Below are 19,240 nucleotides of genomic sequence, written 5' to 3' on the forward strand. Positions count from 1 at the left end.
ATATGTTAGAGGGATTTTATTTTGTTGATAGGTTGTTCTTAAGTTGCTTGCATTTAATACAATATGAAATACTTTTAAAGATGATCAAAGAGATCATAAAAAGTACTCCAAAAACACAACTTCGAGAATTATAGATTTGGTTTATGCGTATGGTGCTTTCGCTTTTTAATATCGTTTCCCAACTTTGTGAGAAACAAAACTGCAACAAAGCCTAAAATGCTCATGGTTAAAACAATCATTGATCCACTCATCTGCTTCTCCTTTTGTAACGTATTGTTCCAAAAATTATAGCTAAAGAGAAAAAGCCTGTCAATGAAATTGTTGTTGAATCAGTTTTTGAGTCATTAATAAGGCTATACACAGTATTTACAAAAAGCCCCAATCCAAAATCTTTTAGCAGATCCATAAAATCTGCAACATCGTCCTCTGTAATTTTTTGTGCCATATCTTCATATCCACCAAGATAGAGATACAAAAGAAAAACAAGCACCAATGACATTATTACTACAAATAATGCTGCCATATTCTCACTCTCCTAATTTTATGATTTGGAAAAATTCATTACTAAGCTCGCCGTATTTTTGGCGCAACTCATTGAGATCATTTCCTAAAGCTACGGACCACACAAGCGCTGAAGCATTTACGCCAGCATCTCTTAAATCTTCCAAGAGTCCCTTATGGATTGTTATGGAAAATTCGGCCTGTACTTTTTTAATTTTTTCGATGTACCTTTTTGCTCTTTGATTTCCAATAACAGTATTTTCAAAGGTATGCGGCACTCGTTTGTTTTTTCGAGGGTTAAAAACATTTACGCTTTGATATCCCCATGTAGCTTTTTGCCCGGCTTTGTCCATGTCATAAGCTACAAAAACCTTTTTCCCTTGAAATAGTCCAAGATATGGCTTGTAATAGGTATTGACTCCTGGATTAGCGGCAAAATCTTTATCTGTAGAAAGCCCATCAACAGAACCCTCCGTAATAAAGATTGGCTTTGAGCTCATTAAGACCTCTCTGCTAAAAGCAAATGGTATTGGATGAACTAAGGATGTTTGCGTGAGTTGCATCTCTTTTGCAGGACTCCACTCAGGCTTTACAATGTAACGCAGTTGCGCACCATGATATAAGTCTGAATAAAGGTCTTGATTTGGAAACACAATCATGTCTTCACTAAAATATTTCCATGTTAAAGGTGCAAATTTAGCATCAGACGAACGATAAAGTCCAAACCTCACTAAATCTGCCACAGGAAAAGTCCTTTCAAACCATTTCCAAAAATCTTTATCATCTTTCCACTTTGGCAATAAGCCTACGCGTTTGAGTCTTGGATTATTTGGATTAATTTTTCTCTCGTTGCAGAGGTACTCAATTTTTTTAGTTTGATCAGTTTCGAGTGAATGGCGAATCAAAACCGTCATAATGGCTTTAAATTTCAACAAATCAGAAAAGCCAGGATATCCAGCTATGAGCTCTTCATTGGTGAAAGTTCTATATGCCTTTGTCGGATCAAAGGTAAAGTATTTAATCTGCTCAATAACAGGATTAACACTCTTCTTTTCTAATGGTTTATAGTGAGTAAAAGATGACGTAGAAGATCCATTATCGACGATGCCTTTTAGACCAGCAAGGTAATTAACAGCTTCAGGGAAACTATCAGTACGCTTAATCATCATGGCAACATCAAATAGATTTCCGTGATGCCCGCAACTTTTACACGAAAACGAAAACGAATCCATGTTAACAACACAACTCGCTCTTTTCTTTCCTTCTTCACCATCATCGTGATCACTGCAACGAATTGTAATGTACTTTTTGTTATCGATTTCGCTTTGTTTAAGATACTTTGATGGCTTAAAGCCAGCCTGATACATTAACTCCAAGAAGTCATATCGCGTAAAAGCATTTTGAACATCTTTTGAACTAATCATCTTCTGCCTCCTTTCATAATTTGATTTTTTTTTGCTATGATTTCACAAACACTCTCAGGAATAAGCAATGGCATTTATTCAAAAACACTCATTGGTACTCTTTACTTTGTCGATGATTCTCATAGCGTTGTATGCATTTTTGCTAAACCAAACTCTATGGTCCTACATTGCTATAGGAAGCATTTTTCTCGCACCTTTGATGCGAAAATATAGAGAATGGCTTGCAAAAAATTTAGGATTTTTATTTTAGAAGTTAAGAGAGAATAGCTATCGTTCCACCTAACAACAATACTCCACTTATGACAAGCACAAGGAGCACAATTATTACAGCTTGATAGACCAATAGCCTTGTAGTATTGTCCTCTCTTTCTAATACATCCATGTAGAATTCTGACATTACGATCACCGTAATCATGTATGGAAAAAGACCACCTTTAGCAAGAACAGCTAAAGGAACCAATAAACCCCAAAAAAGAGTTTTTAGTTTTGCTTTCATCGTCTTTTCCCTCCCGTCTCTTTTTTGGCAATTTTCGAAAGATAATCGAAATCTTTTTTTGCCTTATGAGAATTGTCATGTTGGTATTCAATCGGCTCTTCATCTTGCTCGATATAATGAACCACGAAGTTCTGTTCTCTTTGGCATACCCCAACGGGGAATAGCATTTGAGTCAGAATCACTTTGATTTTTTTGCCAAAACTGATCTCTTGGATTACAGTTTCGCCGATATGTAACATGCTTTACTCCTTGCATATTTTAAACACAAAGAGCTCCCTTGCGAGGGCTTTTCGTGTTTCAGAAAAACCCTCTTTAGGGCAACATTAAGATTTATGAAGCAATTTTATTTTTGATGACCTCTTCAACGCGAGTAGTAGTACTACAACTCTTTAATAGAGCAACATGACCCTCTTTCATAGCTTTTGCTAATCCTAAGTGCCATGCGTGCTTTTTGTCAAGTGCTGCTGGCACAACAATTTCTTGTTGAACTACTGACCCTTCCTCTATGACAAATTTATACGCTTTCCACTCCTTCTGAAACATCCGAAGTGTTTGTGCGCCATTTTTCATAAGGTACCACCAAATTTTGAACTTTGAGCAATCGCTATATGGTCAATTTGATAGAAGTAGCTTAGTTCCATTTGGTTTTTTTTCTCAAATTCTTTTTTTATTACATCGATAGACTCTTTTGCTTGTAGAAAACTCCAACCAAAAAATCCCGCGATTAACATTGCAATAATTAGAAAACTTTTCATCGTATATCCTTTTTCATAGGCACCGCACTACTCCAATAACAATCAAATTACTTGACATAATCCCTATCTTTTCAGGCATGTTGTTCTATATGATTTTTAGTGTTTTTTGAAGTGGTGTAGAGGTGTTTTTATAGAAAGAGGACAAACCTATCCCTCAAGGGGATAAATTAAATCCCCTTTTGGGTTAGGCTCTTAATGAGCAACTATTTAGCTATGTTTTCAACAATACGAATAGGTAACGTAAGAACATACGCACCAGCAAATACAGCAGCGCCTGCTGCTTGTCCAGCCGCATAACCTACGTCTGACTCAGAAGCATTAGCTTGAACTTCTTTGGCAGGTACGGTTTCATTCGGCGTATAAACTCGTGTTACCTTTGTTGTGCAACCAGTCAATAATAACGCAATTGCAAACAACATAAACAAACTTTTCATGGGTTCCCTCCTTTGGGAAAGGGCATACCTCTCCCATAAGGGTGAGATAGCCAAATGGCTAAAACTCCCTTATGGAGTTAAACTTTTTTACATGTAAGAAATGAAACTCCTAAAAAGGAATTTCGTCATCATTAATATCCAAATCAGGAATATCATGTCCAGAATACTCAGGTTGATTGCCTTGTTGTTGACCTTGAGATTGGCGAGGTTGTGATGTTCTTGGCGCTTGATTGCCACCTTGTCCACCATTACCTTCATTGTTTGAACCATCCCTACCATCTAGCATTTGGAGTGTTTCAACGGTGATAGAGTGCTTAGAGCGCTTTGCACCTTGTTGATCGGTCCACTGATCGAGTTTTAAACGACCTTCTACTAAAACCTTAGAGCCTCTCTTTAGGTATTGATTAGCAATTTCTGCTGTTCGCCCAAAGAAAGTGATATCGATAAAACAAACCTCTTCGGCTTGGCTACCGTCCTGCTTTTTAAAGCGACGATTGGTCGCAAGTCCAGTGGTACAAACCGCGCCACCACTAGGGAGGTAACGAAGCTCGCAGTCACGTGTGAGGTTTCCAAGCATAATTACTTTGTTGAATTCCATGTTATTTCCTTTTTTTAATTTAATCCACTGCTTTTCTAACTTCAGCAAAAGCGTAAATGTCACACTGACTGTTTAATGTATCAGCAAGTGCTTTTGCCTCTGAAAAAGAGAAAGTACCTTTAATTTCCTCACCACCATAAAAATAAGTGGTAACTACTTGGTATTCATTTTGCATGTTAAATCCTTGTTCTAAAAAAGTAGATACTTAGACTACTCTTAATGATAAGAAAGGTTTTCCATCCTTGCTAACGGCATTTGCGACTTCAGGATACTTTTTCTTCAGTAGATCTAAAGAAATACTACTTTTGCCACTATTTTCATACATGATCGCATTATATTTTGTACCAATACCTTTTTTGATATTGGCCGCTTCCATAAATGCTTTTATATTCTCACGAAGAGCTTTTGCTTCTTTTTCTGCTGCCGATAATTCCTTTAATTTTGTGAGCATTGAATCAATCTCATCAGGGAGTTTTTCTGCATTATGAAGAAGTGTTGAGCAACTACTTTTGTATTTGCAAGATCCACATAAATCACTTACCTCGCCTTCAGGCTCAGTTCTTGATTGTATAGCATTCCACAATTTTAATCCTCTTTGTTGAGCTTGATGAAGTAGAATCTCGGAAAATACAACAGGGAATTCATGCCTTTTTGCCGTATTAAGGTCAATGGCGGCAATAACACCTCTTGTTTTTCTTCCGGTGGATTCATTTGCAAGCCACATTTGAATATGGTTTTGATAAACCCAACTCAGTCGTGGTTTATCATCTGGAAGTGCTGTTCTAAAAGTTTTACCTTCTACTGCAACATCCTCCTGTGGAAAATTTACGTGTAAGTCAAGATGCGCTCTAAGAAAAGACCATTGATCTTTTCCTACGAATTCAACTTGTTTAGTGAACGTAAAAGCATCTTTCTTAGGACTATTTTCAAGACCTTTGATAAAAATACCTTCCGCGACATGACCACGCTCAAAGATTAGCAATTGCTCAAAGTCAAAATCTTCTTTATCAAACTTTGACAAATAGGATTTTTTTAAGCATTGTCCAATATCTGATGCACCAACATATGTTGAGCGATCACCTAATCCTGAATCTGCATTTCTTATTCCTTCTTCGATTAAATCGTAAAAAGGTGTTGTACTTGACATTATGTGTTACCTCCAAGTATTACCTAAGAGGAAATACACAATCCCACAAGGGATAAAATGTATCCCTCTTAGGAAGTGTATTTACAAATTAAAACAAACTACCCTCTTCTCGTTTTGAACGACTATCTTGTTCTGTTTCAGGAGCTTTTTTAACACCTTTTTCAACAATAGTGATTGTAGGCATATTTTTAATATGCGCCTGCTCAAATTTTTGAAGAAGATAACCTGCTAGTTTTTGTTCCTCAGACTCATCTGTCGTTACCTCAAATACCGCAGTGACCACATACGTTTTTTGATTGCCAGTTGGTTTTACCGAAGGCTGAACGTGTGCTGTTTGAGATATTGGAGCTTTTGCTATGATGATTTCAGGTTGGGTGTTTGATTCAATTTGAACTGTTGTTGGTGTTTGTAATCTTTGTTGAGCTTCAAATTCTGCTTTCGCTTTCACTTCAGCTTCTTTTTTTGCTTTTTCTACGAGTTTTTGTTCCAATTCTCCAAAGCGTTTGATTTCGCTTTTGATCATTGACTGAAGCTTTTGTTGGTAGATTTCTTCATCATCAACTTTTAAAAAGCTTTCAATGTTTTGTCTAACAAGTGGTGCCTCAAGGCCTGCTTTATAGCAAGTACCTTCAAGGGTATTGAGCCTAAGTTCAACTTTTTCTTGAAAGCGTTTGCACTCAAGCGCACGAGCTTCAACAGAACCTTTCGCTGCTGGTTTGATTCCTGAATTTGTCTTATTTGAGACAATTGCAAGATCAGCGACTTTCGCTATTTGAAACTCTTCTTTAACATCGAATTTATGATACGCTGTTTTTAAAGCACTTTCTAAAAGAGATAAACACTCTTTTCGAGTACGTGCATTAAAAACTTCAATTTGATTCAACAGAAACGTGCGTTTTTCATCAATGAGACTAACAAGTTCTTTGCATTGAGCACCGAAAACATCAATTGGAGCAGATACAATCTTTACGGTATTTTTTCTGGTTTCATCAACTTTTTCAGAAAGCTGATTTAAGGTTGTTGCCATTTTTTTAGCAGCAGCCATATTTTCCAAGGTAACGGTTACTTCATACTCTTTCAATCCAGCCACAACATGCGCTTTGATTGTGTCGAAATTTGAAGCAATTTTAGGTAATTGTGTTTTAATATCAATCATTGATATTAATTGTTCTGTAGTTATTGGTTGATCTTCAGCAACAACTTCTGATGGTGTAACCTCTTCATCATTCAATAAACTTCGAGTATTCTCTGAACTTGACATTTTTGACCTCTTTCTTTTTTCTTGAAGTCAAAAGGACATACTTTTCCCTATCAAAGGGAAGAATATATCCCTTTGACGGGTTTAATTATCAGACATTATTCACCAAAAGGATTTTTTTCATCGTCCTCATCAAGTGGTGGAATGCCTTCAAATAAAGCAGTTTGTGTAGGTTTTTCCTCTTTTGGAGGTAATGTAGGATTTAGAAACGCTTTGATTTGGTTCATCAAAGTTTCCCTATTATCAGGACTGATGATATCTTCGACTTTTTTCAAATCGCTTAAATCACCGAATGTTTTTTCGACAAATCTTCCAGCCTCTTCAGTCGTGATACCATTACCAAGTAACAGTTTCATCAAATCCGATTTTGGGCTTGTCTTTTTAGATGTTTTTTCTGGCTTAGTTGGTTTAGGAGCAATAGGCGTTTCTTCAATAGGCTTTGGCAAAATTTCAGCATCAAGCATATCGCTTTCTGTAACAGTGATCTTCCACACACCATCATGATGGTTAAAACCAGTGGATTTTAATACTGCGGAATGCGCATAGGCCTTCTGGACTGTAATAGTGTCACCATTAATCGTATACTCAATCCCAAGCGAGCTAAGCGCGTCAATGACTTTCGCTTTATCTTTTTTCAATGACTGAATAGGTAAAGAAGCATTTTCGCCATCAAGGAATCCAGCATCAACTGACATAAGCCCATCAAGACCATAAACGGCATCAAGTAGCTGAAATTCTGCTACCTTCTCAACCATTACAGTAGGCATACCTTTCCAAAATTGTGTAACTTCACCTTTTTTAGTGGTTTGTTTGTAAACGCTGTATGCCGCCTCTTTACGAACTTTTTTGCCTTCGATTTCAAGCTCAGCCCAACCAACCAGATCTCTTTTCTCTTGCCATTCACCCTCAGGATCAAGGTAAGGGAAAAGTTTAATAGTGTATCCAGTAGTAGGAGGAACAGTCATCCCTTTTCTTCTTGCGATAGTGCGCGCACCTCTTCGCCCAATCATAGGATCGTGTTTAGTCACCCATTGATCTGGTTGTCCATATTCAGCAATATTCTGCTTTCTTGGAACAAAATAGATCTCTTTAATGATCGGATTTAATTGTGCTTGCTTCGCAATTTCCAAACAATACATCAAATCTCCATCAGTGATTCCTGGTGCAATTTGAGTTTTGAGGATGCTCATTTGTTCTATCGTGAGCGCTGCTGCACTAAATGGCGATCTTACAACCGCAACTTGAGCTTGTGTTCCATCATCTAATTGATTTTTTGACATATTTTCTCCTTTTTCGTTCCATTCAACCAATATGTCGATATTGAATAAAACGTGATTTTTTGGATTTTTAATGGCTCCATTAAACCGACAGGAGAAAACAGACAGAGGTATGGCTGGTAAGCCGATACAACTGAGATTGCTCTCATATCGGCTTAGTGCAGCCATTAAAATTAATAAGTTGAAAGAGGGAAGCCTTTTTTTCGTATGAATACGAATCCCTCTTGAAATTCTATGAGTCTCATGCTAAAATAGCATTAGATTTTGGGATCAAAGTAAACCCCATCCTCGAAGAGGATGAGGAATCATTAAAGAGCGGGCTAGGCTAATTTAATGATGATTACGACTCTGATCCCAAAAGCGTTAAACTCAACTTTTATCTTCTTACTGCTCATTTTCCACACTTCCTTTCAAACAAAAGTACCTCATTTGCACATAGCATGATTTTGGAATAATCATTTGGGTTTAACTATGATTTTTCTGAGATTTTTGTTTTATGATATGTAGTTTCCAGCTACATTCTTAGGCAAAAGCCCAAAAGAAAGCACATTTATCTCCGCAGGAGCATAATAATATGCCCTCTTTGGGGATTTTGTTCACAATTAGATATCTTTTAAAATCTATCTCAAAATGACGTAGCACTTTGCTGTAAAAATTAAAATCAATCGAATATTTTTGTAAGTTGTGAGTGGAGTAATATTTTAGGAGATACCTAATTAAAGGCATTTTGTTTTTGAATCAATACTAAAAGTATTGAACCCTTATAGCTCGTAGGCTAGGAATATGGGCTAACCCTCTTTTTTGGAACTTACTTCCAAAGGAATCTATAAAGACACCTTGCCTCACTACAAAAAGTAGCGGGGTGAATCAATAAAAGTTATTGACTATCAAAAAATGATTAAAAATTATATTATAAATATTAGACATTTGTCAATGTTAATTTTTTTGATAATACATTCAAAAAAGTATTGACACGCTAGGCGTATTGTGACATAATTTGACATTAAAATTATGGAGCCACAAATGTTAGATATCACAATAAACGCACATACTCAAACTGACATTTTCGATTTTCTTCCACAATCTTCTACGATGGTTATACCATCTAGTGTGAAAAAAGTTGAAACTTCATTATCTTTGCCAGATTATTCTGATATTCCTTTTATAGAGAGATTAGATCTTCTCTCTCAAATGCAAGCGCTCATAAAATCAGGCACGCTTATTCAAAGTGATAAATACTTACGCCTGTGGCTCAATCGAAAACCTTTTGTCGAGAAAGATCTCCTCCAAGACTTATATCGAGTACGCGCTGTAACGTGGTCAGATTCAGCGCTATTCTTGCAAATCTATCTCACCGGTGGACGGGACATGAGCACAGAAGAATTTTTAAATAGGTGTGATGCGCTTGGAGCCTATACAAAAAGCTCGTGGGCAAGATATTTTGAAGATAAATCAATCACTCCAAGTATTTTGATGGATCTATTTAAGATTGAAGAACATGTTGCATATGTTGAGTGTGCAAAAGGCACGAAAGAGGAATGTGAACTTGCGCTTCATCTGCTGATTGATTGGAATAGAAACCACATAGCGAGCCTTGCTGAGATGCAAGCTGATTCATCATTAGATTTCATCCGTATTAAACGTAAAAAAGGTGAGATCGAAAGCACTAAGTGTATGAATGGTGAGTGTGTTGCTCAGATCATTTTATCACGCGAAAATGCGTTTTAGGAGGGTCACTTATGCCTAAGAACAAAACACCTATAGAAACAGCCTTTTACGACATCCTTACATGTAAGGCAAAAAAAGAGTTTACAACAGCGAGCTCTTTTTGCATGAGCGTTTATTCCTTTTGGCAAGAGAAAGGCTCCATTACCTCCTCACAAATGGAAAATTTAGAAAAAGGCTTCAATGGACAAGCGAAAAATAAAAGCTATTACAACATACTAAGGAATTCACATGTCTAAACCGACCCAAGCAACTATGACGGAAATGTTAAACAACTTTGACCCAGAATTTGGGCTGATCGTTGACTTGTTTGCAGGAGGTGGTGGTGCGAGTGAAGGCATTAAAAGTGTCTTTGGTCGAGATCCTGATGTTGCTGTCAACCATGACCCTGATGCGATTGCGATGCATCAAGTCAATCACCTAGACACTCTACACTTCACTGCCGATGTTTTTGAGGTTGATCCTAAGAGTATTTTCCCTGAGTATCCGGTGGGATTGTTATGGGCATCTCCATCATGCACACATTTTTCTAAAGCAAGGGGATCAAAGCCAGTATGTAAACAGTTGCGTTCTCTTGCATGGGTTGTTGTTAAATGGGCGAAGCTTAGGAACCCTAGGCTCATCTTTTTGGAAAATGTTGAAGAGTTTGAGAGTTGGGGACCAGTTGACAAAGAAGGTTACCCTGTAAAAGAAAAAGCCGGACAAACATTTACTTCATTTGTAAACTCTCTTAAAACCCTTGGATATGATGTTGACTGGCGTACTATGCAAGCACATGAGTATGGAGCGCCTACTATTCGCAAACGTCTTTTTATGGTTGCACGTTGCGATGGTTTGCCTATCGTATGGCCGCAAGCAACACACGGTGATCCTGAAAGTCAAACGGTTAAAAATGGCACGTTAAAACCTTATCGATGTGCGGCAGAAATTATCAATTTCAACAACTCTAGCTATTCTATCTTCATGTCAAAAGAGGATATCAAAGAGCAAAAGCTTAGAATCAAGCGCCCATTGCAAGAAACATCATTAAGACGTATTGGCAAAGGGCTTGAAAAGTTTGTTATGTTCAATCCATCACCGTTCCTAGTCACTCCAAGCATGGTAAATCAAGATGGATACATCGATGCTTCATGGATCGTGAAATACTACAACAATAAAAACAATCCTAAGCAGGTTATGGGGAGTAGTATAAAAAGCCCATTACCAGCTATCACAACGGTTGATCATAATGCTTTAGCTACTGTGACATTCGCACCGTTTATCTCCAACTATTTTGGAGAGAGGCAAAAAGATGGTCAAAAAATTGCGGATGGAAGAGGTACATTTTTTACTGCTCCGATTACAACCATCACAAGTGGAGGCATGAGACATTCCATTGTATCTCCTTTGCTAATTGCCATTGATAATAAAAGCTCTAAAGGCTCAAATTGGAGTTCTTTAGCGCCCGTAACAACAATCACAACTGAAAATCGACACGCACTTATTGAAGCGAGTTTCTTGAGTGTATATTACGGTACTCCTAATGAAATCGGACAGCATCTTTGCAGACCTACTCGAACAATTACAACAAAAGACCGTTTCTCAAAAGTAGATGTTGTGTTTGATAAAGCCTCGAATGCCTCATGGGATAAAGCAACCATGAAGAAAATTGAAGCGGTGCGTGATTTTCTAGCTGAGTACACTGACATCAACGATGAAGAAATGCGTATGGGTATTGTCACCATCAATGGGATGAAGTACCAAATGGTTGATATTAAACTTCGTATGCTCTCTGCTCGTGAGCTTTATTGCGCGCAAGGTTTTAAAAAGTCATATATCATTGATCACGCACTCAATAAAAAAGTACTCTCAAAAGAGCAACAGGTAAAAATGTGCGGTAACAGTGTATCTCCAATTCATGCGCAAGCCGTCGTATCTGCGAATTACTATGTGATTGTTGAAAATAGAGAGGTCGCCTAAATGACACAGCTCATCAAAGGCGATTGCTTGGATGTTATGTCATCACTTGCCGATAAGTCAAAACGTTTTGTAATGCTTCTTGGCATCAGCCGTTTTTAGAGATGGCTGAGAATTTTTAACAGTAAAAAACTATATTTAAAAGGGAGAAATATTATGTTTACAAGATTCAAAAAGTTCATCTCAGAACTTAGTTTTGAGAATGTGTCAGGGATTTATGGATTAACTGTTTTTTATGCTCTTATTATGTGGACATTATCAAATAAGCTACAAGAAAGAAAAGATGATATTCATGCAATGTTAGGTTATACCTTATGGCTGAGTGACGCTTCTCATTATTTCTTTGAGCGATTTTGGAGCTACATTCCACTTTTTGTTTTTACCGTATCGGTATTAGGTATTGTCAAAACGCTTATCTCTGGGAAATGCTCTATCCTGAAAGGGCTAAGTTTTGGCGATCTAGTCTTTATCAATTTAATGATTGCCACGGTCTTTCTCGTCCCATTTGCTATTGAAGGAACTGTATTTATAGCTGTCTTAGTGACAATAATTCTAACGATACTAAAAGCATTTAGTGCAATGATTACTCGTTTCGATAGTACATGTGCGATCAAAAAAGAGGAAGAGCCAAGCTCCTCAGAACACTAAAGAAGAAATGCTATAATTTGACTTGATTAATGGAGGAAATAATGAAACAACTAAAATGGCTATTTATTGTCGCTCTAACGGCTATCGGTGCTTTTGCAATCGTTTACGTGGTTGATAAAGCAGCATTTGCAAACTTCGGCTCAATACGTCCTGTAAAAGACGCATCTAAATTCTTTAAAAACCTTGATGCACTATCCGCTTCTTGCAAGGCTGAGAACAAATCTTTAGTTCTTGTTATTCATTCCTACGATGATGGTAGAGCGCAAGCTCGCTGCTCTGACCAACTCTTTGCTCAGACGTGGGACGTTTCAATGTTTTTACCTTAACAAGGAGTGATATAATGATGAATGCTAATAAGCCTGCTTTGCTAACCTATGGCGTAGGTTCTCTGGTCACTTTTATCATCTCATTTATCTTTTACTTAAAAATTGAAGCGCTTGAATATGCCTCGATTCTTGAAAAAATATCATTTGCGATACCAGGGATCATTTGTTTTGCAATTGGAGCATTTTTTCTAATATGCTTTGTTAATTTGCTTTTTAAGACTCTTATCCCAAGAAAAGAAGAAAAAGATGATGATGACAATGAATGAGTTTGAATGCTGATTTTAACTGAGATTGGCTATGCTCTTGATACCCATGATGAACAACTAATTGCGTACACATTGGATCAAAAAAACTACCCTATTCTTTCTGAGCCTATACTCATTAGTTCACTCAGCAATAGCCAAATTATTTCTAAGTTTGGAGCATTTACAATGTCTCTAGTACCACAATCAAATCATATCTGTCATGTGTGTGGGGTAAGCTACCCAACAAAAAGCGGACGTTCCAATACATGTTCCGACTCATGTAGAACACAAAAAAGCCGCATTAAGAAAGATCTTTGTACGATCGGAGTTGATGATCTTTTCATGAATGAATTTAGGTTACATGTAAAAAACCTTGATGCTGATAACTTTACATTTTCTTCGAGTTATTTACTTGAAAACATGCGAGGATTTGAGGAGATAGTCAAGAAGCTATCTCCAAAAACTTTGAAGTATTTGATATTGTCGAATCAGTAGAAATTATTTAAAATACGAATCTACGCATTCAGATATCATTTTATTTTCTAGCTCACTCGTTTTCACAAAATTTTTATTTTCTTCTTTAACACACTGAGTACAAGCATTTTTAACTTTTGCTTTATCTCCACCAAAAATTGATTTTTGTGTTCCTACAATAGCAGAGCCACATGCTCCACCATGTGTTTTAGCATAAAATTCCTCTTCTTGCGTAAGCGCAAAAAGAGACATACTTAATGCAACTAATATGATAATTTTCTTCATTTATTTAGCTTCTTTAGTATTCTCAAGAACTTTTTGAGCAATAAAAACAAATGTTTGATCCGACATAATACGAATCATTTGGCTAGATTGTTTTAGAACAACGTAATGTTCACCAGTATTATTTGTTGTTAAACAGGAGATATCGTCGATTCTAAAAACGTTGGATGTAACATTGTTATTGCTAACGATAAATAGATTGTTTTTTTGAAAAGAAATTCCTTCATTTGCGAATAGTGAGCCTACTAACAAAAGAGATGCTAAAACGATTTTTTTCATAAATGCTCCTTATGGTTGATTGAAATGATATTGTAGTATAAAAAATAATTTAAAAAAAGAGCTAAATATTACTTTGTGCAAATAATCGCAACATTCCTAGATAACTACAAAGTAATCAAGGGTTGATACCCTATTGTTAACAATAAAATGTTTATTTATTTCGTTTCTAAATACTTTTGAAGCGCTGCGTCACTATCTTTACAGTTTGCTGCCCTTAATGCATGAATAAATCTAACATAATCTGCCCGTTTTGCTGTAGGCATATGGTCATTGGATGTTAAAGTTTTTTGTTTTAAGGCAAATGCGCTTGCAAATTCATTTGATGCGGTAATGGCTTTCATATCTTCATTGGTAAAATTTGACAAATCATTTGAACAAGTTTTGATTGAATAAATATCTAGCGCTGTTGAAGCTGAATCAAGCATTATAAGAGCTCCATTTGCAATTGGTAGATAACTTGGATCTTCAATTTTAATTGATGTTTTATAAACAATTTCTTCTTGCAGGCGCTTCATGGATGGCCCAAGATGAGTTATCAATATAACCTTATCTGTAAATGTTGCTTCTCCATTAATATGTCTTTCTTCTGCCGCCACAAGATCTTTCAATTCTTGCATTGGATCAATTGAAGCTCTACTTACTTCTGAAGCATTTAGCTCCAGAACACTAAAAATGGTTACGATGAATAAAATAGATTTTTTCATATTAAGCCCCCTTGGTTCTCTTTTTTCTATAGTAGTTTTTCATTACTGACTTAAAAAATATCCACAAAAATTTTATGTAAAAATACATAAAAGCAATAAAACTTAAAATTCCAAATAGTGCATATAGTGATCTTTTTGCTAAATTTACAGTTAGATCAGGATTTATTAATTCCAAATTATGCAAACTTGTAGCTGTCCAATCAAATGCTAAGTAGAACAATAATGCTGCAACACCGTAGGTTATGATTAACATTGTACGAATTTTCATCTCTTTGCTCCTCAATTGTTCAACTCACATGCTTTTTAAATCTTACAATTCTAATATTATGCTCATTAAAACCATCGAGAATTTCGACATCTTTCCGCATCGAAATATGAAGATGTAATTGAAATGCACAGGCTTGTTTTATTTCTTCATCTTCATCTATTTGCTTCAGCTCTTCTCTCGCTAAGATATATTTGTAAATGTCATCTTGTGGTTTTTCGGCAAGAACTATCTCCAAAAGCTCATTAAGCTTCTCGTGATAAGCTTTTTCATCTTTAATATCCATTGCTTTTCCCTTTCAATCAGTTATTTGGTGTTGCGTTTAATAAAATAACTCATTTTTATCAAAGGGAAGAATAATGCCATTTTGTTTTCTAAAAATATACCCTTTGCTATCATCTTCAATTCTCTTATTAAGTGCAATCTCTTGTATGCCAGAACTAAATACTGCCTCATTTAATTCTTCTAGTGCTTGCATAGCAGCACTTAGTTCTGTGTATGCACCTTCAACTGGAACGTTATCTGGCCATTTGATTCGTAAAAGGTAAATTTTTGGTTCTTGTAATTTATCTTTGTTTAGCATGCTAAGCCTTTTCAGTAACACGTATATTAATCAATTTTTCCATACATGATTTGTCCGCCAACATATTTGCCATTAATGACTTTTGGAGCAATAAAAACAGCTTTATAATCTTTAAGCCCACTGTCTTTTAAAAAGCGTACCGATGCTTCGAGTGTCGCTTCTTGATTTGTGCTGATATCTGCATCTTTGAAAATAGATGAACTCGCTTCATTTGTCGTTTTTGTTGTTAAGACATCAATTGAATTTTTTTTGAAATATTCAATCGCTTGTTTAATTTTTACTATAAGCTGATCTTGTTTCGCTTGATCGTTGTTCTGAACACACTCAGATCTATAATACATTGGTTCAGATACATCGCTAGGGCAACCAAGACTTGTCGTTTGAGAAAAAACGAAGATTGTGTGATTGATAGCATCAATGTTGCGTTGTGTAACCTCAAGCTGTTTTGGAACCTGATCACTGGCCATTAAACAAACACCCAAAGTGATAAACATAAATACTTTTTTCATAATCTTCTCCAAAAATTGAATTTCAATCAGCCCTGCCAGTGCAGAGCTTGTTGAAGTCAATCAGTAACGCTGCATTAAACAGCTTCGTTTAATACGAGCGTGGCTCATATTTTGCAAAAAAATCCGCACTAGAAAGAATATGGTGACTTCCCCACAAATGTTCAAATACAACGCACTCAGTAAAACTGTAAATAGCTTTATCTTCAGAAATCAGATTCATCTCACCGACGAACAAAGGTTTCACAATCTCGCCCTCTTTACTAATGTACTGTTTATCTTTACATAAAAGCGTGGAGACGCTATTTGTGTTAGAAAAATCTGTTTTAGGTTTATTTTTTAGCTCTACCGTTTTAGGATCAACTAGATATTGTATGCCATATTCTCTATCGACGATACAACCGCCCTCGTTTGGATTATCAAGTGTGTATTCAGGTACATAAGCACCGAAAACTAATTCGCCATTGTCGAGACGTTTTGCGCTACATTCAAAGAATTTATAGTCTATCATTTTCAACTCCTCATAGTAACGCTGTGTTAAACAGCTTGTTTTTTTGTAACCAAAGACACTACTAAAGCTATAATGCTCCCTATTAGGAATAGCATACCAATCACTAAAAGGACTTTTGATATTTTGATATACAACTCTTGTTGTTCTGTTGATAAAAACATATCAGAAGTCAATATAGGCAAAAGATAACTCACTCCAATATTAAAAATCCCAAATAGAGCTACTTTTGCTTTAAGTGTTTGCAAAGCTTCATATCTTTGAATAAAACTCAATGCTAGTTGCGTGATGCCTACCATACAAATTACACCTCCGATAAAAAATACAAATCCCATTTTATCGCTCCTCGTTCAGTTATTTGGCTGTGGCACTTTGTCACAAAAGTGAGTGCTCGCTTGTGTATTGAGATCAATGTAAACAATAAAGTTTCCCTTTTCATCTCGTTGCCAAGAAAAATTTTCGCAATACTTTTGAAAGATGAAGTTGTCGTAAAGATTTACTCTATCCCACCTAGCTCTACTCTTTTCAATGAAATCATACAACCCATTATCCATGATTAAAAATCCTAGCACCATTCCAATAGGATAAAGCCACATGTATCGATATTCGCTAAGTTCACCCTTTAGCTCTTTATTCTCATTCTCTAATTGCTCTTTTGTTGCCCTCTTCTGCTCCTCAAATAGTAGCGCTGTATTGCTACGCTTCGTTTTCTTTGTTTTTTTCCATCAAATCAGCTATTCTTTTTAACTGAGGTGTGACTGCATAATATAAAACTCCCGCAACGATTAATAAGCCAAAATAAATTAACATACTACTTATCATATCCATCTTTAAGCCTTTTCAGTATTCACGGGTTTAAATTCAAATCAGCCGGTCTCGCATCCCAACGTAATTTTGTATTTTCTTTTAAATCAGGATCAATTTCTAAACATAATTTATCACCTAATTTTTGAATTTCATGAGAAATATTTAGATTTTGGTCTCTTTCAATACAACGCAGTGCATTTACAAATCCAACCACATATTTTTCTAACATTAAGGCAGCCAATCTCGGTGTCTCTGCGCCACGTTTAACATCGGAAAATCTCCCCTTTGCATACTCCTTCACTTCATTAATGCATCGGTATAAAATAATTTCGCTATCCATTTTTTCAGATTCCTTGTGGATTGTTCCAATCGCCCCATCAACAGTTTTGGTTTTAATCTCATCTTGCATCTCTCGCTCCTTTTTCAGTAAATATATATTGCTACGCGATATTTTTGCTTTCTTTTACAAACCCGCACCATGTGCAAGTTTTAACATTACCGTGTTCAATCCAGCGCGTATTGCCTCTAAAATGCTCTTCGTGCTCAGGATCTATTGCACATCTACCATCTTTGGCGTAGTTATCCCAAAAACCTTGAATCTCTTGATAGTCTTTCACACTACTAGGCTGATATGCCCCTGTACATTCTTTCTTTCCGTTGCATAAAACTCCCATAAGGTTTGATCCATAAAACCAACCATCATCATCGAAAAAGCCGATAAATCTAGCACCGTCATTATTGATAAACACTTTTGTCTCAAACTCTCGTTCCCTAAAGTTCTCTTTGAGCCATTTATGCAAATTCGGACTAAATTTGTCACCGTGCTTTGGTGAGATTAGTTGTAAAGTTTTTTTGGTTAATCCATCCATGTTTCAGCTCCTCACAGTAATGCTGTTAATCATTTGATTTGATTTCGTTCAGCCCAAACACAAAAGCAAATAACAATATAAATAAAAATTAGAACTCCGAAAATTACATTTACAGGATGCAATCCGCTTAATTCAAATTTGTTAGCAATTCCAAGAAAGTAAAAAAAACAATTACCTGTAAACCACATTGCTTCAGGGATTGTCTCATTAATAATTGGTATTTCAAAGTGTATACCCATCAACACTAAAATAAAAACGGCGATCCCTGCATATATGTTAAAAATCTTTTTCATCTCTAGTCCTTGTTCAGTAATTTGGTCTTTTATCGTCAGATCTTTTTTGATTTTTGATAACAAAAACAAAGGAGACTAAGAGCGACACAAAGAAAACGTACCCATCAGATGCCTCAAAAGAAATTAATACTTCTTTCAATTTAGCAACAAAGAGGATCACAACCGTTGATCCAACAACTAAGCCGAGGGCATTCAAGGCATTTTTAATTTTTTCATTAAACAAATTTGCAATGGAAGAACCCCATGTGAGTCCTAGCATAAACATAATTAGTGTTGATAGCATATTTAAACCCTTTCAATCAGTAACGACGTGTTAAGCCACGTCTTTTTTGTCTTTCTTCCACTCTACAAAATCAGCCCATACATACGCAACCATACCGATACACACGATAAGCAACCCAAGTATTGCCAAAATCGCTGTAAAACCTTTATTTTCAGATGGAGAGGTCAAAAATCCAATCATTATAACAGCACAAGCGCACGCAAAAATTGTACAAATTTTTATTACTCTTTTTGTATCCAAATAGGTGATAAATGGATTTTCATTTTCTGCCATCTCTTTCTCCCTCGTTCAGTAATTTGGTTAAACACACATGTGACGTTGCATTAATACATGAGTTGCGGTACGTTCACGTCCTGTCACATAATCCAATAAATGCTCTGCTTCATTATCCGTAACTTCTTCGTATGCTTTCTCGTTACTAATTCCATAATGGTTAGCAATATTCGCCAAAACCTTGGCTTTTGTTTCACCGTCGATAGCATCAAGAAAAAGTTTATTTTTTTGTGCATTTGTTAAGTCTTTCTTAATATCAACTCCGTGCGCTACCATGCCGTCCGTCCTTATTGTTCTCTTAGCATAATTATAGCCCAATCACTC

Annotated in this window: 35 protein-coding genes; 6 read left to right on the plus strand and 29 right to left on the minus strand. The window is 36.2% G+C overall.

What is annotated here, in order from left to right; all coding sequences use genetic code 11:
• Nucleotides 1-128: 128 nt before the first annotated feature.
• From SMUL_RS17675 to SMUL_RS09130, 13 genes are all read right to left on the minus strand, one after another.
• Entirely contained in the window at nucleotides 129-251 is a 123-nt protein-coding gene (locus SMUL_RS17675) for a hypothetical protein (protein WP_280938034.1), read from the minus strand.
• Nucleotides 248-523, minus strand: coding sequence for a hypothetical protein (locus SMUL_RS09075; protein WP_025344952.1), 276 nt, complete (start codon nucleotides 521-523; stop codon nucleotides 248-250). Before SMUL_RS09075 ends, SMUL_RS17675 begins: the two co-directional genes overlap by 4 nt.
• Nucleotides 524-527: 4 nt before the next feature.
• Complete coding sequence (locus SMUL_RS09080) at nucleotides 528-1,925, minus strand: toprim domain-containing protein (protein WP_025344953.1); 1,398 nt, start codon at nucleotides 1,923-1,925, stop codon at nucleotides 528-530.
• A 253-nt stretch (nucleotides 1,926-2,178) separates the two neighbouring features.
• Complete coding sequence (locus tag SMUL_RS09090; RefSeq protein WP_025344955.1) at nucleotides 2,179-2,421, minus strand: hypothetical protein; 243 nt, start codon at nucleotides 2,419-2,421, stop codon at nucleotides 2,179-2,181.
• Nucleotides 2,418-2,660, minus strand: coding sequence for a hypothetical protein (locus SMUL_RS09095; RefSeq protein WP_025344956.1), 243 nt, complete (start codon nucleotides 2,658-2,660; stop codon nucleotides 2,418-2,420). Before SMUL_RS09095 ends, SMUL_RS09090 begins: the two co-directional genes overlap by 4 nt.
• A 91-nt stretch (nucleotides 2,661-2,751) precedes the next feature.
• Nucleotides 2,752-2,991 (minus strand): hypothetical protein, encoded by a 240-nt coding sequence (locus SMUL_RS09100; protein ID WP_025344957.1) that lies wholly within the window; start codon nucleotides 2,989-2,991, stop codon nucleotides 2,752-2,754.
• Complete coding sequence (locus SMUL_RS09105) at nucleotides 2,988-3,176, minus strand: hypothetical protein (protein WP_025344958.1); 189 nt, start codon at nucleotides 3,174-3,176, stop codon at nucleotides 2,988-2,990. Before SMUL_RS09105 ends, SMUL_RS09100 begins: the two co-directional genes overlap by 4 nt.
• A gap of 203 nt (nucleotides 3,177-3,379) precedes the next feature.
• Nucleotides 3,380-3,610: a putative periplasmic lipoprotein gene (locus SMUL_RS09110; RefSeq protein WP_025344959.1), complete on the minus strand. Its 231-nt coding sequence runs from the start codon at nucleotides 3,608-3,610 to the stop codon at nucleotides 3,380-3,382.
• Between the two features lie 109 nt (nucleotides 3,611-3,719).
• Entirely contained in the window at nucleotides 3,720-4,208 is a 489-nt protein-coding gene (gene ssb / locus SMUL_RS09115) for a single-stranded DNA-binding protein (RefSeq protein WP_025344960.1), read from the minus strand.
• 19 nt (nucleotides 4,209-4,227) lie between these two features.
• Nucleotides 4,228-4,383, minus strand: a complete 156-nt coding sequence (locus SMUL_RS17175) for a hypothetical protein (RefSeq protein ID WP_158506024.1) — start codon at nucleotides 4,381-4,383, stop codon at nucleotides 4,228-4,230.
• Between the two features lie 30 nt (nucleotides 4,384-4,413).
• Nucleotides 4,414-5,355: a hypothetical protein gene (locus SMUL_RS16660; protein WP_025344961.1), complete on the minus strand. Its 942-nt coding sequence runs from the start codon at nucleotides 5,353-5,355 to the stop codon at nucleotides 4,414-4,416.
• A gap of 88 nt (nucleotides 5,356-5,443) precedes the next feature.
• Nucleotides 5,444-6,616 (minus strand): DUF1351 domain-containing protein, encoded by a 1,173-nt coding sequence (locus SMUL_RS09125; RefSeq protein WP_025344962.1) that lies wholly within the window; start codon nucleotides 6,614-6,616, stop codon nucleotides 5,444-5,446.
• 95 nt (nucleotides 6,617-6,711) lie between these two features.
• Complete coding sequence (locus SMUL_RS09130; protein WP_025344963.1) at nucleotides 6,712-7,893, minus strand: recombinase RecT; 1,182 nt, start codon at nucleotides 7,891-7,893, stop codon at nucleotides 6,712-6,714.
• 1,020 nt (nucleotides 7,894-8,913) lie between these two features.
• Between SMUL_RS09130 and SMUL_RS09135 the strand changes: the two genes are divergently transcribed.
• The 6 genes from SMUL_RS09135 to SMUL_RS09165 all read left to right on the plus strand — a co-directional run bounded on the left by SMUL_RS09135 (nucleotide 8,914) and on the right by SMUL_RS09165 (nucleotide 13,285).
• Nucleotides 8,914-9,618: a hypothetical protein gene (locus SMUL_RS09135; RefSeq protein ID WP_025344964.1), complete on the plus strand. Its 705-nt coding sequence runs from the start codon at nucleotides 8,914-8,916 to the stop codon at nucleotides 9,616-9,618.
• 228 nt (nucleotides 9,619-9,846) lie between these two features.
• On the plus strand, nucleotides 9,847-11,574 hold the full coding sequence (locus SMUL_RS09145) for a DNA cytosine methyltransferase (RefSeq protein ID WP_025344966.1): 1,728 nt from the start codon (nucleotides 9,847-9,849) through the stop codon (nucleotides 11,572-11,574).
• Nucleotides 11,575-11,727: 153 nt separating this feature from the next.
• Nucleotides 11,728-12,219 carry a hypothetical protein gene (locus SMUL_RS09150; protein ID WP_025344967.1) on the plus strand — a complete coding sequence of 164 codons (492 nt, stop codon included), beginning with the start codon at nucleotides 11,728-11,730 and terminating at the stop codon, nucleotides 12,217-12,219.
• A gap of 41 nt (nucleotides 12,220-12,260) precedes the next feature.
• Nucleotides 12,261-12,545, plus strand: coding sequence for a hypothetical protein (locus SMUL_RS09155; RefSeq protein ID WP_025344968.1), 285 nt, complete (start codon nucleotides 12,261-12,263; stop codon nucleotides 12,543-12,545).
• Between the two features lie 14 nt (nucleotides 12,546-12,559).
• Nucleotides 12,560-12,811: a hypothetical protein gene (locus SMUL_RS09160; RefSeq protein ID WP_025344969.1), complete on the plus strand. Its 252-nt coding sequence runs from the start codon at nucleotides 12,560-12,562 to the stop codon at nucleotides 12,809-12,811.
• 6 nt (nucleotides 12,812-12,817) lie between these two features.
• A complete protein-coding gene (locus tag SMUL_RS09165) occupies nucleotides 12,818-13,285 on the plus strand; it encodes a hypothetical protein (protein WP_025344970.1) in 468 nt (155 codons plus the stop codon).
• A gap of 3 nt (nucleotides 13,286-13,288) precedes the next feature.
• On the opposite strand, the gene SMUL_RS09170 is transcribed toward SMUL_RS09165, so the two are convergent.
• From SMUL_RS09170 to SMUL_RS09245, 16 genes are all read right to left on the minus strand, one after another.
• Complete coding sequence (locus SMUL_RS09170) at nucleotides 13,289-13,549, minus strand: hypothetical protein (protein WP_025344971.1); 261 nt, start codon at nucleotides 13,547-13,549, stop codon at nucleotides 13,289-13,291.
• Nucleotides 13,550-13,825, minus strand: a complete 276-nt coding sequence (locus SMUL_RS09175; protein ID WP_025344972.1) for a hypothetical protein — start codon at nucleotides 13,823-13,825, stop codon at nucleotides 13,550-13,552.
• A gap of 155 nt (nucleotides 13,826-13,980) precedes the next feature.
• Nucleotides 13,981-14,529: a hypothetical protein gene (locus SMUL_RS09180; RefSeq protein ID WP_025344973.1), complete on the minus strand. Its 549-nt coding sequence runs from the start codon at nucleotides 14,527-14,529 to the stop codon at nucleotides 13,981-13,983.
• A 1-nt stretch (nucleotide 14,530) separates the two neighbouring features.
• Nucleotides 14,531-14,797 carry a hypothetical protein gene (locus tag SMUL_RS09185; RefSeq protein WP_025344974.1) on the minus strand — a complete coding sequence of 89 codons (267 nt, stop codon included), beginning with the start codon at nucleotides 14,795-14,797 and terminating at the stop codon, nucleotides 14,531-14,533.
• A gap of 19 nt (nucleotides 14,798-14,816) precedes the next feature.
• Nucleotides 14,817-15,080, minus strand: a complete 264-nt coding sequence (locus tag SMUL_RS09190; protein WP_025344975.1) for a hypothetical protein — start codon at nucleotides 15,078-15,080, stop codon at nucleotides 14,817-14,819.
• 36 nt (nucleotides 15,081-15,116) lie between these two features.
• On the minus strand, nucleotides 15,117-15,377 hold the full coding sequence (locus SMUL_RS09195; RefSeq protein ID WP_025344976.1) for a hypothetical protein: 261 nt from the start codon (nucleotides 15,375-15,377) through the stop codon (nucleotides 15,117-15,119).
• Nucleotides 15,378-15,403: 26 nt separating this feature from the next.
• Nucleotides 15,404-15,886, minus strand: a complete 483-nt coding sequence (locus tag SMUL_RS09200; RefSeq protein ID WP_025344977.1) for a hypothetical protein — start codon at nucleotides 15,884-15,886, stop codon at nucleotides 15,404-15,406.
• A gap of 88 nt (nucleotides 15,887-15,974) precedes the next feature.
• Nucleotides 15,975-16,394 carry a hypothetical protein gene (locus SMUL_RS09205; RefSeq protein WP_025344978.1) on the minus strand — a complete coding sequence of 140 codons (420 nt, stop codon included), beginning with the start codon at nucleotides 16,392-16,394 and terminating at the stop codon, nucleotides 15,975-15,977.
• 26 nt (nucleotides 16,395-16,420) lie between these two features.
• A complete protein-coding gene (locus SMUL_RS09210) occupies nucleotides 16,421-16,726 on the minus strand; it encodes a hypothetical protein (RefSeq protein WP_025344979.1) in 306 nt (101 codons plus the stop codon).
• A gap of 361 nt (nucleotides 16,727-17,087) precedes the next feature.
• Nucleotides 17,088-17,219 (minus strand): hypothetical protein, encoded by a 132-nt coding sequence (locus SMUL_RS17680; protein WP_280938035.1) that lies wholly within the window; start codon nucleotides 17,217-17,219, stop codon nucleotides 17,088-17,090.
• A 19-nt stretch (nucleotides 17,220-17,238) separates the two neighbouring features.
• Entirely contained in the window at nucleotides 17,239-17,607 is a 369-nt protein-coding gene (locus tag SMUL_RS09220; RefSeq protein WP_051492689.1) for a hypothetical protein, read from the minus strand.
• 31 nt (nucleotides 17,608-17,638) lie between these two features.
• The gene (locus tag SMUL_RS09225) at nucleotides 17,639-18,067 is read right to left on the minus strand and encodes a hypothetical protein (RefSeq protein WP_025344982.1); all 429 of its coding nucleotides are present in this window, start codon (nucleotides 18,065-18,067) and stop codon (nucleotides 17,639-17,641) included.
• A gap of 29 nt (nucleotides 18,068-18,096) precedes the next feature.
• On the minus strand, nucleotides 18,097-18,360 hold the full coding sequence (locus tag SMUL_RS09230; protein ID WP_025344983.1) for a hypothetical protein: 264 nt from the start codon (nucleotides 18,358-18,360) through the stop codon (nucleotides 18,097-18,099).
• Between the two features lie 13 nt (nucleotides 18,361-18,373).
• Nucleotides 18,374-18,643, minus strand: a complete 270-nt coding sequence (locus SMUL_RS09235) for a hypothetical protein (RefSeq protein ID WP_025344984.1) — start codon at nucleotides 18,641-18,643, stop codon at nucleotides 18,374-18,376.
• A gap of 30 nt (nucleotides 18,644-18,673) precedes the next feature.
• Entirely contained in the window at nucleotides 18,674-18,916 is a 243-nt protein-coding gene (locus tag SMUL_RS09240) for a hypothetical protein (RefSeq protein WP_025344985.1), read from the minus strand.
• 27 nt (nucleotides 18,917-18,943) lie between these two features.
• The gene (locus tag SMUL_RS09245) at nucleotides 18,944-19,192 is read right to left on the minus strand and encodes a hypothetical protein (RefSeq protein ID WP_025344986.1); all 249 of its coding nucleotides are present in this window, start codon (nucleotides 19,190-19,192) and stop codon (nucleotides 18,944-18,946) included.
• Nucleotides 19,193-19,240: the final 48 nt, after the last annotated feature.

The sequence above is a fragment of the Sulfurospirillum multivorans DSM 12446 genome (genome assembly GCF_000568815.1).
GTDB lineage: Bacteria > Campylobacterota > Campylobacteria > Campylobacterales > Sulfurospirillaceae > Sulfurospirillum > Sulfurospirillum multivorans.